At 40.3% G+C, this 14,091-nt stretch carries 14 protein-coding genes; 6 read left to right on the top strand and 8 right to left on the bottom strand.

Translation table 11 applies throughout. The annotated features are described in order from the left end of the window. Window positions 1-46: 46 nt before the first annotated feature. From CWC17_RS00005 to seqA, 5 genes are all read right to left on the bottom strand, one after another. Window positions 47-1,024, bottom strand: coding sequence for an alpha-ketoacid dehydrogenase subunit beta (locus CWC17_RS00005; protein WP_138541136.1), 978 nt, complete (start codon window positions 1,022-1,024; stop codon window positions 47-49). Then, complete coding sequence (locus CWC17_RS00010; RefSeq protein ID WP_138541137.1) at window positions 1,024-2,238, bottom strand: thiamine pyrophosphate-dependent dehydrogenase E1 component subunit alpha; 1,215 nt, start codon at window positions 2,236-2,238, stop codon at window positions 1,024-1,026. The genes CWC17_RS00005 and CWC17_RS00010 overlap by 1 nt, the downstream gene beginning before the upstream one ends. 265 nt (window positions 2,239-2,503) lie before the next feature. After that, window positions 2,504-3,556, bottom strand: a complete 1,053-nt coding sequence (gene astE / locus CWC17_RS00015; protein WP_138611757.1) for a succinylglutamate desuccinylase — start codon at window positions 3,554-3,556, stop codon at window positions 2,504-2,506. A 79-nt stretch (window positions 3,557-3,635) separates the two neighbouring features. After that, the gene (pgm, locus tag CWC17_RS00020) at window positions 3,636-5,273 is read right to left on the bottom strand and encodes a phosphoglucomutase (alpha-D-glucose-1,6-bisphosphate-dependent) (protein WP_138541139.1); all 1,638 of its coding nucleotides are present in this window, start codon (window positions 5,271-5,273) and stop codon (window positions 3,636-3,638) included. A gap of 10 nt (window positions 5,274-5,283) precedes the next feature. Continuing rightward, window positions 5,284-5,859 (bottom strand): replication initiation negative regulator SeqA, encoded by a 576-nt coding sequence (gene seqA / locus CWC17_RS00025; RefSeq protein WP_138541140.1) that lies wholly within the window; start codon window positions 5,857-5,859, stop codon window positions 5,284-5,286. A 351-nt stretch (window positions 5,860-6,210) separates the two neighbouring features. Between seqA and CWC17_RS00030 the strand changes: the two genes are divergently transcribed. From CWC17_RS00030 to fur, 5 genes are all read left to right on the top strand, one after another. Beyond that, on the top strand, window positions 6,211-6,978 hold the full coding sequence (locus tag CWC17_RS00030; protein WP_138611758.1) for an alpha/beta fold hydrolase: 768 nt from the start codon (window positions 6,211-6,213) through the stop codon (window positions 6,976-6,978). A gap of 95 nt (window positions 6,979-7,073) precedes the next feature. Next, a complete protein-coding gene (locus CWC17_RS00035) occupies window positions 7,074-7,295 on the top strand; it encodes a DUF2788 domain-containing protein (RefSeq protein ID WP_004586672.1) in 222 nt (73 codons plus the stop codon). Between the two features lie 2 nt (window positions 7,296-7,297). Next, window positions 7,298-7,576: a LexA regulated protein gene (gene ybfE, locus CWC17_RS00040; protein WP_004586673.1), complete on the top strand. Its 279-nt coding sequence runs from the start codon at window positions 7,298-7,300 to the stop codon at window positions 7,574-7,576. Window positions 7,577-7,590: 14 nt separating this feature from the next. Further along, complete coding sequence (gene fldA, locus CWC17_RS00045) at window positions 7,591-8,118, top strand: flavodoxin FldA (RefSeq protein ID WP_138541142.1); 528 nt, start codon at window positions 7,591-7,593, stop codon at window positions 8,116-8,118. Window positions 8,119-8,307: 189 nt separating this feature from the next. Next, complete coding sequence (gene fur, locus CWC17_RS00050) at window positions 8,308-8,751, top strand: ferric iron uptake transcriptional regulator (protein ID WP_055015979.1); 444 nt, start codon at window positions 8,308-8,310, stop codon at window positions 8,749-8,751. 130 nt (window positions 8,752-8,881) lie between these two features. Here the strand turns inward: fur and glnS are convergent, their stop codons facing one another. Then, window positions 8,882-10,546 (bottom strand): glutamine--tRNA ligase, encoded by a 1,665-nt coding sequence (glnS, locus tag CWC17_RS00055; protein ID WP_138611759.1) that lies wholly within the window; start codon window positions 10,544-10,546, stop codon window positions 8,882-8,884. Between the two features lie 208 nt (window positions 10,547-10,754). Between glnS and CWC17_RS00060 the strand changes: the two genes are divergently transcribed. After that, window positions 10,755-11,825 (top strand): DUF3083 family protein, encoded by a 1,071-nt coding sequence (locus CWC17_RS00060; protein WP_138611760.1) that lies wholly within the window; start codon window positions 10,755-10,757, stop codon window positions 11,823-11,825. Between the two features lie 63 nt (window positions 11,826-11,888). On the opposite strand, the gene sucD is transcribed toward CWC17_RS00060, so the two are convergent. Together sucD and sucC are read right to left on the bottom strand one after the other, a co-directional pair. Continuing rightward, window positions 11,889-12,761, bottom strand: coding sequence for a succinate--CoA ligase subunit alpha (sucD, locus tag CWC17_RS00065; protein ID WP_138611761.1), 873 nt, complete (start codon window positions 12,759-12,761; stop codon window positions 11,889-11,891). Then, complete coding sequence (gene sucC / locus CWC17_RS00070; RefSeq protein WP_004586679.1) at window positions 12,761-13,927, bottom strand: ADP-forming succinate--CoA ligase subunit beta; 1,167 nt, start codon at window positions 13,925-13,927, stop codon at window positions 12,761-12,763. Before sucC ends, sucD begins: the two co-directional genes overlap by 1 nt. Between the last annotated feature and the right edge of the window lie 164 nt (window positions 13,928-14,091).

The following is a 14,091-nucleotide window of genomic DNA, read 5'->3' on the forward strand; positions in this document are numbered from 1 at the left end:
CCTTCACCAATATCGGGTAATATAAAATCTTTAGCCATGGTATCCCCTAAAAATCCATTGATTGTTTAATTGCGGCCATTACTTTTAGCGCATCAGGTACATATTCTTTTTCAAGCGCAAGTGGATAAGGTGTATCTAAACCACAAACCCGCATAATGGGTGACTCTAGGTGTAAAAAGCATTCTTGCTGAATAGTCGCCGCAATTTCGGCGCCAAAACCATTGGTAATAGGCGCTTCGTGGCTTATCACTAAACGTCCTGTTTTAGTGACAGACTTAGCAATTGTCTCAACATCCCACGGTAATATGCTTCTAAGGTCAATCACCTCACAACTAATGCCTTGTTCATTGGCTTGTTCTGCAGCGCTTTCAACAATTTCCATTTGCGCACCCCAAGCAAGCACGGTGATATCTGTGCCTTCTTGTACGACTTCGGCTTTACCAAGCTCAATGCTGTAATCACCCTCTGGTACTTCGCCGGTAGAAGCGCGGTATAAGCGTTTAGGCTCAAAGAAAATGACGGGGTTATCGTCTTTAATGCAAGCGCGTAGTAACCCTTTTGCTTGGTAAGGGTTACGCGGCACCACTATTTTTAGCCCTGGCGTATGGGCAAAATAGGCCTCTGGTGATTGTGAGTGATATAAGCCCCCCGCAATACCGCCACCATACGGTGTGCGAATCGTTAAATTGCCCACATTAAATTCATTACCACTACGGTATCTAAATTTGGCAGACTCATTCACTATTTGGTCAAATGCCGGAAAAATATAATCAGCAAACTGTATTTCGGCAAGTGCAGGTGCGCCAAACGCAGCTAAGCCATTGGCAAAACCTAAAATACCTTGCTCTGTAAGCGGGGTGTTAAATACGCGGTGTTTACCGTACTTTTCTTGCAAACCTGAGGTCGCTCTAAAAACCCCCCCAAAATAGCCAACATCTTCACCAAAAATACACGCCTGAGGGTGCTCATTCATGGTGATATCGAGTGCAGAATTAATTGCGTGTAGCATGTTCATTTTAGCCATTACTTAATTCTCCCTGCTGTGATTGGGTACGCATCTGGGTGCTGCTTTATATGTGCTTTTAAATCGTTATATTGGCGCTCAAGTGAAGGAATTGGCGTATCGTAAACATCTGATATTAGCTCTTCAAGCGCTGGCTTTTGCACTTTTTCAGCACGTTTAAGGGCGGCTAAAATATCTTCTCGAATAACCTCTTTCGCTTTAGCATCGTCCTCTTCGTTTAACCACTCTTGTTTGATCAACCATTTTTTAAATTTATCAATTGGGCAAACTTTATGTGTAGCTTCTTCATCTTTTGAGCGATAGCCACTTGGATCATCTGAGGTTGAGTGAGCGCCTAATCTGTAGGCTATTGACTCAATTAATACCGGCTCACCTTGCGTTGCTGCAATGTCGCGAGCCTTTTGTGTTGCTGCAAACACAGCTAATGCGTCTGAACCATCAACACGTATGGTTTTAATACCATAGCCCACACCGCGAGAAGCAATGCCATCACCTTTAAATTGCTCATCAGCAGGCGTTGAAATAGCATAACCATTATTTCGTGCAAAAAATATCACAGGGGCTTTGTGCACCGCAGCCATATTTAACCCCGCATGAAAGTCTCCTTCAGATGCCGCGCCTTCACCAAAGTAACATATCGTTACATTATCTATGGTGCTTGCAAGCTCGCCGGTTTTTGCGTCAATGTGTTTTACTTTTTGGCCATAGGCATACCCTGTCGCTTGAGGGATTTGCGTACCGAGAGGCGATGATATGGTCATATAATTTAATTCTTTTGAACCATAATGAATCGGCATTTGGCGCCCTTTTCCTAAATCTAATTCATTAGAAAACATCTGATTCATAAATTGATCAAGCGTAAACCCGCGGTAATGCAAAGCGGCTTGTTCGCGGTATTGCGCCATAATCATATCGTTTTGGTCAAGTGCAGCAGCAGACGCTGTAACAGCAGCCTCTTCGCCTAAACACTGCATATAAAAGCTTACGCGGCCTTGGCGCTGCGCGCCTTGCATACGCTCATCAAGTAAGCGAATAAAACGCATTGTTTCATAGAGTTTAAGTGCTGTGTGTTTAGAAATAGTCGGTGCGGTAGCACTAGGATGAATGTCGCCGTCCTCAGTTAAAATACTAAGGGTTGGAATAGTTAGCGCATGACCGTCTATAAACTCGAGGTCGTGGTTAATATTCAGCGATACGTTATTTGGATTACTCATAACCTACCTTCTCTTGTTGTCTGTGATACAGCACCCCTTTTAAGTTTTTGTTATGGGTGAGGCTTGCGAATAAACTTTGCAGCATCTGCGCTGTATTTAATTAAAGCTGCCACCACCTTACGTTAACGTAAGCTGTTATTCAACACGTGTAAGACGAAACAAAAGTAAAATACGATTAAAAATATGGAAAGTTAACTGTACGCATTTATTAAACCAATAAAAACATACAGTTAAACATTTGAGGCGAGTGGTCTGATGAGCTTTATTAGACGAAATTACTATCTACTTGCATAGGAGTAACGGTAAGCAATGCCCTTTGCCCAAGCGCAACGTGCGCATTTGGAAAAATAATCGCTTCCCCTTCCACATCGGCATAATAAGGGGTATCGCCGTCTGTTGCTAGCAACTCACCTTTAGCAAACCCTGTGAAATTTTCTGCATCATCAGAAAACGGAAAGCTAAAGTCCTGCTGCGTTCTATTAATTGTGCGATGCACGGCAAACAGCTCAAAGTCACTTGCATTAAAATGTGGGTATTGCACTTCTTTTTGGCTAATTAATGCAGTTAGCGTTTGCTTAGTTTTTGCAAAGCGTGCCATGTCGTTTTCACCAAACGGTTTAACTTGACCTAATTCAACCGTAAATGAATCTGCGCCGTGCACATACGAAGAATAATAACTAAATGTGGTTGCTGGTGATTTCATCATCAATACGGTATTTACACCGCAGCTAAGTAAAAATTGTAACTGCGATTTTTTCCATGGTTTACCATGAAGATAAGGATACACAGCAAATTTTTCATTTTTTGAGCCACGAATAGCAGTATGCAAATCATAATGGTATCGAGCACTGCCATGCTGACCACGAGCAAAGAAGTCAGTTACATATTGCTCTAGTTTTGCCGCACGTTTGCGCTCGTCATTCATTGGCACACCTTCAACAGTGTGGTGCCCGTTAAACAAACGATTTAAGTTTTCTTCTACAAAACGCAGGCCAATATTTATTGATTTTGGGTTACCAAAAATAAAGAGCACACGCTGATTTAATTCAAGCTCACCTTTTATTATTGTTTTTATTAAATCGTCACATATTTCTATGGGTGCGGTTTCGTTACCATGTACCGCACTTGACAGTACTATATCTTTTGACGTTGTAACCTGTGGTTGAAACTCAATAACACCTGTATCGTGAACAGTAACGCCTGTGCCATTCTCTAACGTAAATTCACTTGCCTCTAAATGCCATTCATTATTACGACTAAGCGTTAAAAAATCACCGGTATTTTTTAAATCATTTAAATAATTTGGTTTGGCTAACATGATAAGCCCTTTTCTAATGTGAGAGATACAAACAAAAACGGCTGAATAAATCAGCCGTTTTAAACTAGTTTTACTTGTTTTAGCTGATCACAGAATCAACTAATTGTTTAGCTTCTTTTTCCAGTAGCGCCAAGTGTTCTTCACCTTTGAACGACTCAAGGTATATTTTATAAATATCTTCGGTTCCTGAAGGGCGAGCTGCAAACCAGCCATTTTCAGTCACTACTTTTAAGCCGCCGATCGCTGCATCATTACCTGGAGCATGCGTCAGTTTTTGTAAAATAGGTTCGCCAGCCAGCGTATCCGCTTTTACATCACTTGCACTAAGCGCTTTTAAGCGTGACTTTTGTTCACTGCTAGCAGGGGCATCTAAACGCTTGTATAGCGGAGAGCCAAATTCTTGCTCTAACTCTTTATAAAGCGCTGATGGTGTTTTACCCGTCACAGCTAGTATTTCAGCTGCAAGTAAACCCATAATAAAGCCGTCTTTGTCGGTACACCACACGCTACCATCGAAACGCAAAAATGCAGCGCCAGCACTTTCTTCTCCACCAAAAGCAAGTTTGCCTTTATTCAAGCCATCTACAAACCACTTAAAGCCAACCGGTACTTCTTTAACTTTGCGCTCGTTGCGAGCAACAACACGGTCAATCATAGAGCTAGAAACCAGCGTTTTACCAATTTCTACACTGCTGTCCCAGTCGCGGTGCTTTAATAAATAATCAATCGCTACAGCTAAAAAATGATTAGGGTTCATTAACCCATCTGGCGTAACAATACCGTGGCGGTCGTAATCTGGGTCATTGCCTATGGCAATATCAAAGTCGTCTTTTAACTTAATTAAATTTGCCATTGAATACGGTGATGAACAATCCATACGGATTTTGCCGTCTTTATCAAGGGGCATAAATGCAAAACGCGGATCAACACTGTCGTTTACTACGGTTAAATCTAAATTATATTTTTGCGCTATTACCGGCCAAAAGTTAATACCAGAGCCACCAAGCGGGTCAATACCCACTTTAATACCCGCATCGCTAACAGCTTTTAAATTAACAATATTTTCTAAGTCATTAATGTATGGCGTCATTAAATCTTCGTATTTAATAAAACCAGAGCGAGATGCTTTAGCAAATGGAAATAGCTCAACTTCGACTAAATCTTCTAATAGCAATTGATTTGCTCTATCTTCAATCCATTTAGTTACATCGGTATCTGCTGGGCCGCCGTTTGGTGGATTGTATTTAAAGCCACCGTCTTCTGGCGGGTTATGTGAAGGTGTTACCACAATACCATCGGCTAATTCGTTAGGGTTTAATTTGTTATGGCAAACAATCGCATGGCTAATAACAGGGGTCGGAGTGTAATCGTGATTTTGCTGGGTGATTACTTGCACCTCATTAGCGACTAATACTTCTATGGCAGAGTTAAAAGCAGCTTCACTTAACGCATGTGTATCTTTACCTAAGAAAAGCGGACCAAAAATATCGTTTTGCTTTCTGTAGTCACAAATAGCTTGTGTAATGGCTAAAATATGAGATTCGTTAAACTTAACATCGTAAGAGCAACCACGGTGACCCGACGTACCAAAAGCAACACAATGCTCTGGGTTTTGTTCTAAATCTGGCTCATTTAAGTAATAAGCCGATACCAATTTTGGTACGTTAACTAAAGATGATTGTGGCGCAGATTTCCCAGCACCTGAATGAATAGCCATGTTTATTTCCTTACAAGTAATCGCGAATTTCTTCTGCTTGCTCTGCTGAATAACCTAAGCACAGTGCAACCTCGTGTAGCATCATTTTTTTACGTGTTGTGTTTGAATTCGTCATAACCCAGTACTCACTGTCAGTAATATTTTTAGGATTCATACTACTGCCGCTATTAATTAAGTCTTCTTTGCTGGTGGCAAAGTAAACGCGGTCACGCCCTTTTATATCAAGCACAGCACTAAATTCTTTTTTATGTGTTCTATAAAAAGCACTTAAAATAAATAAAAACCTACCGACAACCCCTTTTTGCATTGCTAGTTCTTCTTTATTTAAGATATTAAATACATTAGCGTTTGTTTGCTTCACGGGTGTGACAACCTCTTGCTCTTGGCTGTCGTCGTTAGCTGGCGTGTCATCAAGTGGGGCTTGAGTCGTTGTTTGGTTGTTTTGATTGTTGTTAGCAACGGGCGTGTTGTCAGTGCCGTTTAGATTTAATAAACGACGTAAAATAGTGGATGCGCTTTCGCCAATACTTTGTGTATTGCTAGCAATATACTGATATAACTCGTCGTCTATGTCGATTTGTTTCATGTTGTTCCTGTCATTACGGGCCACATTTTTCTTTCCCCGTGATTATACCCAAACCAAATATAAATGCGAGTTACAACAAGCACTCGCATAAATATATCCGTTAAGCACGTGAATTAAAGTGTGTTGTTTATTTTTTCATAAACCCAATGTAGTAAATATCAGTCACTAAAAATTTAAAGTGTTTACTTTGTTTATTTATAAACCGCTTTGGACTGATATCTCTAAATAGCAAAAGTGGCGTAAAAATAAACTTTCTGTCGTTTAAAAACGCGTACAACAAAGTTAGCCGCTATATTTTTTGCTTTTTAAAGCAATGCTCGGCAAACTAAGCCAAAATTTGAGGAGACGGTCATGCTTTTAAACTATAAACAATATGGTGAAGGCCCTGATGTAGTGATTATTCATGGTTTATTTGGCTCTTTAGAAAACCTAAATGTGATTGCAAAACCATTAAGCGAGCACTTTAGGGTAACTAATGTGGACTTACGTAACCATGGCGCGTCACCGCATAGCGAAGAAATGAACTACCCTGCAATGGCGGCGGATATTGTTGAGCTGTTGAACGCATTAAATATTAATAATGCGCACCTGATTGGCCACTCAATGGGCGGTAAAGTGGCGATGGAAGTGGCGCTAATGCATAGCCAAAAAGTAAATAAACTGGTGGTACTTGATATAGCCCCTGTGAGTTACCCTGCCCGCCACACACAAATTATTAGCGCACTTAAGGACGTAGCAACCAATCATATTACTGATAGAAAACAAGCCGATGTAATTATGAGCGAGTACATTAATGAGCTAGGTGTTAGGCAGTTTTTGTTAAAAAGCTTGGTTAAAAACGAAGATGGTGAGTACCACTGGCGTTTTAATTTAGATGTACTTGATAAAAAATATTCGACGATCACAGCCAATGTTAATGAAAACAATTCTTGTTTGTGCGATACTTTATTTATCAAAGGGAATGACTCTGATTATATACTGCCAGAATACCGCGATGAAATAACAAAGCGCTTTAAAAATACTCGAGCAAAAATTATACACGGTGCAGGACATTGGCTTCATGCACAAAAACCTGTTGCGGTTAATAAAGCAATAAATGACTTTTTAACAGGGCTTTAATGCAATTTTAATCATGTGTTTTTGGTTATCCGTACTAAATTAATGCATATTTATATGCTATAGTACGCGCCGTTTAATTTAAAGGTTATACGTTGATGGTCAGTCAGTTTATTAACGAATTTGATACCCTAGGGTTGTACTTTGGCTTAGCCGGTATTTTTGTATTCATCGGCTTGGCAATTAAAGACGTACTTAATAGTGGTAATGTACCTAAGTTTGGTCGCTACATTGTGTGGGGCGTCCTCTTTTTAGGTTGTTCTGGCTTTATTGCGAAAGGGCTTATACAAGTTTTTTGGCAAGGTGCAGGTGTAGGTTAGGCATGGCGAAGTCAGAAACAGATAGAACAACTCCCGATTTATTTGAATACGAAAAGCGCCCTGGTAGGCCGAAAACAAACCCTTTACCAAGGGATATGCAGTTAAAGGTTAATAAACGTAATCAAATAAAACGAGATAAAGCACGTGGTTTAAAGCGTGTAGAATTTAAAGTTTCATCACAGTTATATCAGGCACTGAGTGATATGGCGGATGCACAAAATATTAGCCGTAGTGCGCTGATTGAAACAATTTTACAAGAAAGATTGGCTATTGATAGATAAAAGGTTTGAAGTCCATGGCAAGTGTAGGCATTTTTTTCGGAAGTGACACAGGTAATACAGAGCACGTAGCAAAAATGATCCAAAAAGAATTGGGTAAAAAGCTAGTGGCTGTTCACGACATTGCAAAAAGCTCTAAAGAAGAGATTGCAGAGTTCGATTTAATCTTATTCGGTATTCCTACTTGGTACTACGGTGAAGCACAATGTGATTGGGATGATTTTTTCCCTGAACTTGAAGAGGTAGACTTTGAAGGTAAGCTAGTGGCTATTTTTGGCTGTGGCGACCAAGAAGACTACGCTGAATACTTCTTAGATGCTATGGGAATGATTAACGATATCGTTACCGAGCGTGGCGCTATTGTTGTTGGACATTGGTCAACTGAAGGATACGATTTCGAAGCATCTAAAGGCATGGCCGATGACACCCATTTTGTAGGTTTAGGCATTGATGAAGACCGCCAACCAGAACTGACAGAGCAACGTGTTAAAGCATGGTGCGCGCAAGTGTATGACGAAATGTGCTTAAGCGAACTAGCAGACTAACCTCCCCCCCTTTTTATCGCTAACTGTTTAAATATTTATCAAACAGTTAGCGACTTTAGATTTAATAGCAAAATTGATCAATTGTTCTTTGCACTCAGTGCTTAGGCGCGTTATCCTTGTTATTGCTAATGTGTCGTGTGCATCTGTAAGAGATGTCTAGTATAACCAAACAAATTTGAGACAGATTTAATGACTGATCATAACTTGGAACTTAAAAAAGCCGGTCTAAAAGTAACTTTACCGCGTATTAAAATCTTAGAAATTTTACAATCTCCAGATAACCAACACATCAGCGCTGAAGATGTATACAAAATTCTATTAGATTTAGGTGAAGAAATTGGTCTTGCGACTGTTTACCGCGTACTAAACCAATTTGACGACGCAGGTATTGTAAGCCGTCACCATTTTGAAGGCGGAAAATCAGTATTCGAACTTTCTGGCAGCACTCACCACGACCACCTTGTGTGTTTGAAGTGTGGGAAGGTTGTTGAATTTGAAGATGACCTAATTGAGCGTCGCCAGTTAGAAATAGCCGAAGAAAACGGCATCACGTTGACGAACCACTCTTTATACCTATACGGTGAGTGTCAAGATAAAGTAGCGTGCAAAGCATTTAGCGATTCAAATAGCTAACAACAACGCTTAATGAATTATAAAAAAACCTGCAACTGCAGGTTTTTTTATGTTCTAAATTATGCACTTACACTATGTTAAATACCAATTTGCAATAATGATATATTATGCAAATTGGTATTTTAAAGCGTTACTGCTTCTCGATTTTAGCCCAAGAATCTCTAAGGCCAACCGTTTGGTTGAATACTAAATGTTCTGACTTAGTATCACGTGAGAAATAGCCGGTACGCTCAAACTGAAAACCTTGTGCTGGTTCGGCTTTAGAAAGCGACGCTTCTAGTTTTGCATTTTCAAGTACAACTAACGAATCAGGGTTTAATGTTGATTCGAACTCTTCAGCCGCAGCTGGGTTTGGCACATTAAATAAACGGTCATACAATCTAACTTCTGCATTAACCGATTCAGGCGCTGAAACCCAATGAATAACCCCTTTTACTTTACGGCCATCACTTGGGTTTTTACCTAAAGTTTCGCTGTCGTAAGTACAGTAAATAGTGGTGATTTCACCACTTTCGTCTTTTTCTACACGCTGAGCTTTAATTACATAAGCACCACGTAAGCGTACTTCTTTATCGAGTACTAAGCGTTTAAATTTATTATTCGCTTCTTCGCGGAAATCTTCACGCTCGATGTAAAGCTCACGAGTAAACGGTACTTCACGACGCCCCATTTCTTCTTTATTCGGGTGGTTAGCTACCGACAATGTTTCTACTTTATCTGCATCAAAGTTTTCTATTACCACTTTAACAGGATCGAGTACTGCCATTGCCCGTGGTGCATTTTCATTTAAGTCTTCACGGATACATGCTTCAAGCATGCCCATTTCAACCATGTTTTCTTGCTTAGTCACACCTATACGTAAACAAAACTCACGAATAGAAGCCGGTGTATAACCACGACGACGTAAACCAGCAATCGTTGGCATACGTGGGTCATCCCACCCTTCAACATAGTTATTCACAACTAAATCGTTTAGCTTTCGCTTAGACATAATTGTGTATTCAAGATTTAAGCGCGAAAACTCAATTTGTTGTGGGTGGCATTCAAGGCTAATGTTATCAAGTACCCAATCGTATAAACGGCGGTTATCTTGAAACTCAAGCGTACACAATGAATGGGTTATGCCCTCAAGTGCATCAGAAATACAGTGCGTAAAGTCATACATTGGGTATATGCACCACTTGTCACCTGTTTGATGGTGGTGAGCAAAACGAACGCGATAAATAATTGGATCGCGAAGCACCATAAATGAGCTTGCCATATCAATCTTAGCGCGCAGGACACACTCGCCTTCTTTGAATTCACCCGCACGCATTTTTTCAAATAATGCCAGGTTTTCTTCTACTGAAGTGTCTCTGTATGGGCTGTTTTTTCCTGGCTCTTTCAACGTACCGCGATACTCACGTGCTTGATCGGCAGTTAAAAAACACACATACGCTAAGCCTTTTTCAATAAGCTCAACTGCATAGCCGTATAGAGTATCAAAATAGTTTGACGAGTATTTTATCTCGCCACTCCAATTAAAGCCTAACCACTGTACGTCTTCTTTGATTGAATTAACGTAGTTAATATCTTCTTTTTCTGGATTTGTATCATCAAAGCGTAGGTTACATAAACCATCGTAATCTTTTGCAATGCCAAAATTCAAACAAATTGATTTTGCATGGCCAATATGTAAAAAGCCATTTGGTTCAGGTGGAAAACGTGTATGCGTAGTTGCATGTTTGCCACTTGCTAAATCTTCATCAATTCGAGTTCTTATAAAGTTACTTGGGCGATTCTCAATTTCCGCCATAGGAGTGCGATCCTCTGAATATTCGTGATAACAAAACTAATGCATTATTACAAAAACAAACACTAACATACAGCACTAGATGCGCCTTTATTCTAGTTATTATGGCAATGCTGCATTAGTTTATTACTTAAATTTGTTTTAGCGCAATATTTGAGTCATGAAAGCCATTTATAGTACCTAAACTTAAGCACCATAAAAGGATTCTAAAATGGCCAGTTCTACACAACACAGAGTTTATATTCCAACAAATGCGCGCGCTAATCACTATTTACTCGCTGAAATTACCCCCTCTGATGACTTTTATACTAGCTTTACAAACATTGATAGTTGCTATAACCGTATTGCTAAACAGCTATTCGCAAGCTGTGATGAATACGAGCTGCATAATGTACACTTACTGGCTAACGACAAGTTACCCGTTGTGAGATTTCATGATGAGTCGTATCAATTAGAAACAGCAAAGCAAATGTTATTTTTTTACAACCCGCGTTACCACGAAGCGCATAAACTACACTACACCCCTACTTTTAAAAGTAAAGAAATTCGCTTGTTATTTTTAGCTACTGGTGATGATTTACGTGCAAGCTCGGCACAGTTTCACGGCAAAGTGCAAAAAGTGTTAGATAATTTACAATCCCAATTATTTATTGAACAACCTCAGTTTAAACTTCGCGATCACCAACATTTAACCTATGACTTATTTGCTAAGAACAAAGGCTGCAACCAAAGTTACGGCTACAAGCTAAGAAGCCTGTATCCTCGCTATTTAGCTCGCCAATGTAAAATACCCGCAGAGCATGCAGAAATGACCTATGCAACATTTTCTATACCGGTTTCTCGGGGCATTAAAACACAGTTTCAAAGCTTAATAAATAAAAATAACTACACTGATTTTTACAATTACTTTGCCACATCTTTTAAAGACTGCTGTGAGCGATACGCTTTAACTCACGGTGCTATGGTTGCCAACGGTGCAAGGCCAATAGTGCGTAATAGCCAAATAGATAAAAATGATGGGAATGCAGAATTACAAAAAATAAGTTTTGATGTAAATGGTACAGCCACACAAATACATATTTTTTTCAATGCTGAAAAGTTAGTTGAGTCTCTACATTTTGTGATTGTTGCCACTCATAAATATAAACATGAAATGGGCTATGGCCGCTTTATGAATCAAGTAGAGAAAACAATACACGCTATGTGCTCAGAATTGGCAATAAATAAAGAACGGCAAGATTTATCAGTACGATTTTTTCAACACATTAGTTACCCGTACTAATTTTTTAACTAATAACAAAAAGGCTCGCATTCGCGAGCCTTTTTTAAAGATTAAGCAAACTGATTACCAGCCTGTTTTCTCTTTAAGTGCTTTACCAATATCAGCAAGTGAACGTACAGTTTGTACGCCAGCAGCTTCAAGTGCAGTAAATTTTTCATCAGCAGTACCTTTACCGCCTGCGATGATTGCGCCAGCGTGACCCATACGCTTACCTTCAGGTGCAGTTACACCCGCAATGTAAGAAACAACAGGCTTAGTTACGTTAGCTTTAATGTACTCTGCAGCTTCTTCTTCTGCAGTACCACCGATTTCACCAATCATCACGATTGCTTCAGTTTGTGGATCTTTTTCGAACATTTCTAGCACGTCGATAAAGTTAGTACCTGGGATTGGGTCGCCACCAATACCAACACACGTAGACTGACCAAAACCAGCGTCTGTAGTTTGTTTAACTGCTTCGTACGTTAAAGTACCAGAGCGAGAAACAATACCTACTTTACCAGGTTTGTGGATGTGACCAGGCATGATACCAATCTTAGTCTCGCCCGGAGTGATAACACCTGGACAGTTAGGACCGATCATACGAACACCCGAGTTATCAAGCTTAACTTTAACGTCAACCATGTCGAGTGTTGGGATACCTTCAGTGATACAAACAATTAGCTCGATGCCCGCATCGATAGCTTCTAAGATTGCATCTTTACAGAACGGTGCTGGTACGTAGATAACTGACGCTGTTGCGCCTGTTTCTTTAACTGCATCGCGTACTGTGTTGAATACTGGAAGACCAAGGTGCGTTTGACCGCCTTTACCTGGGCTTACACCACCAACCATTTGTGTACCGTACTCAAGCGCTTGCTCAGAGTGGAAAGTACCTTGACCACCAGTGAAACCTTGACAGATAACTTTTGTATCTTTATTGATTAATACAGACATTATTTGCCCTCCGCAGCAGCTACAACTTTCTCAGCAGCGTCTGTTAGTGATTCAGCAGCGATGATATCAAGGCCTGAGTTCTTAAGAACGTCACGACCTAGTTCAGCGTTAGTACCTTCTAAACGTACAACTACAGGCACGTTTACACCTACTTCTTTAACTGCGCCAATGATACCTTCAGCAATCATGTCACAACGTACGATACCACCAAAGATGTTAACTAAAACAGCTTTTACGTTATCGTCAGAAAGGATGATTTTGAATGCTTCAGAAACACGCTCTTTAGTTGCGCCGCCACCAACATCTAGGAAGTTAGCTGGCTTGCCGCCGTGTAGGTTTACGATGTCCATAGTACCCATCGCTAGGCCAGCACCGTTAACCATACAACCTACGTTACCATCTAGTGCTACGTAGTTAAGCTCGAAGCTTGCTGCGTGTGCTTCACGAGCATCTTCTTGAGATGGATCATGCATTTCACGGATTTTTGGTTGACGGTAAAGTGCATTACCATCGATACCGATTTTGCCGTCAAGACAGTGAAGGTTACCTTCGTCTGTGATTACTAGCGGGTTGATTTCAAGAAGTGCGAAATCAAAATCGTTGAACATGTTGCCAAGACCCATAAAGATCTTAACGAACTGCTTCATTTGTGTAGGGTTAAGACCCAGTTTAAAACCTAACTCACGTGCTTGGTAAGCTTGAGGACCCACTAATGGATCGATCTCTGCTTTGTGGATAAGTTCTGGAGTTTCTTCAGCAACCGTTTCAATTTCAACACCGCCTTCAGTAGACGCCATGAAAACAACTTTGCGAGAAGCACGGTCAACAACTGCACCTAAGTACAATTCGTTAGCGATATCTGTACAGCTTTCTACTAAAATTTTAGCAACAGGCTGACCATTTTCGTCTGTTTGGTAAGTAACTAAGTTTTTACCTAACCAGTTAGCAGCGAATTCTTTTACTTCTTCGATTGTTTTAACTAGCTTAACACCGCCAGCTTTACCACGGCCACCTGCGTGAACCTGAGTTTTAACAACCCACATATCACCGCCGATTTTTTCGGCAGCTGCTGCAGCTTCTTCAGGTGTATCGCAAGCGAAACCCTGAGAAACTGGTAAACCATATTCGGCAAAAAGTTGTTTTGCCTGATACTCATGCAAATTCATGATGCTTTATCCAATTTTTTATACTAAAAGAGCTGAATATTTATGCAAATAAACAGCTATCCCAAATTGCGCACCTAGTATAGATCCCAAGGCTTAACATGAAAACCCCAGTAAGACCAAAGGCGCAAAAAAAAAGCTGTGAATTGTCATTCACAGCTTATATT

The organism is Pseudoalteromonas sp. S3785 (genome assembly GCF_005887365.1).
Lineage (GTDB): Bacteria > Pseudomonadota > Gammaproteobacteria > Enterobacterales > Alteromonadaceae > Pseudoalteromonas.

What these genes read in the sequence shown, in the direction of transcription:
- CWC17_RS00005 (WP_138541136.1), bottom strand. Translation starts at nt 1,024, where the DNA reads ATGGCTAAAATGAACATGCTACACGCAATTAATTCTGCACTCGATATC.
- CWC17_RS00010 (WP_138541137.1), bottom strand. Translation starts at nt 2,238, where the DNA reads ATGAGTAATCCAAATAACGTATCGCTGAATATTAACCACGACCTCGAG.
- astE (WP_138611757.1), bottom strand. Translation starts at nt 3,556, where the DNA reads ATGTTAGCCAAACCAAATTATTTAAATGATTTAAAAAATACCGGTGAT.
- pgm (WP_138541139.1), bottom strand. Translation starts at nt 5,273, where the DNA reads ATGGCTATTCATTCAGGTGCTGGGAAATCTGCGCCACAATCATCTTTA.
- seqA (WP_138541140.1), bottom strand. Translation starts at nt 5,859, where the DNA reads ATGAAACAAATCGACATAGACGACGAGTTATATCAGTATATTGCTAGC.
- CWC17_RS00030 (WP_138611758.1), top strand. Translation starts at nt 6,211, where the DNA reads ATGCTTTTAAACTATAAACAATATGGTGAAGGCCCTGATGTAGTGATT.
- CWC17_RS00035 (WP_004586672.1), top strand. Translation starts at nt 7,074, where the DNA reads ATGGTCAGTCAGTTTATTAACGAATTTGATACCCTAGGGTTGTACTTT.
- ybfE (WP_004586673.1), top strand. Translation starts at nt 7,298, where the DNA reads ATGGCGAAGTCAGAAACAGATAGAACAACTCCCGATTTATTTGAATAC.
- fldA (WP_138541142.1), top strand. Translation starts at nt 7,591, where the DNA reads ATGGCAAGTGTAGGCATTTTTTTCGGAAGTGACACAGGTAATACAGAG.
- fur (WP_055015979.1), top strand. Translation starts at nt 8,308, where the DNA reads ATGACTGATCATAACTTGGAACTTAAAAAAGCCGGTCTAAAAGTAACT.
- glnS (WP_138611759.1), bottom strand. Translation starts at nt 10,546, where the DNA reads ATGGCGGAAATTGAGAATCGCCCAAGTAACTTTATAAGAACTCGAATT.
- CWC17_RS00060 (WP_138611760.1), top strand. Translation starts at nt 10,755, where the DNA reads ATGGCCAGTTCTACACAACACAGAGTTTATATTCCAACAAATGCGCGC.
- sucD (WP_138611761.1), bottom strand. Translation starts at nt 12,761, where the DNA reads ATGTCTGTATTAATCAATAAAGATACAAAAGTTATCTGTCAAGGTTTC.
- sucC (WP_004586679.1), bottom strand. Translation starts at nt 13,927, where the DNA reads ATGAATTTGCATGAGTATCAGGCAAAACAACTTTTTGCCGAATATGGT.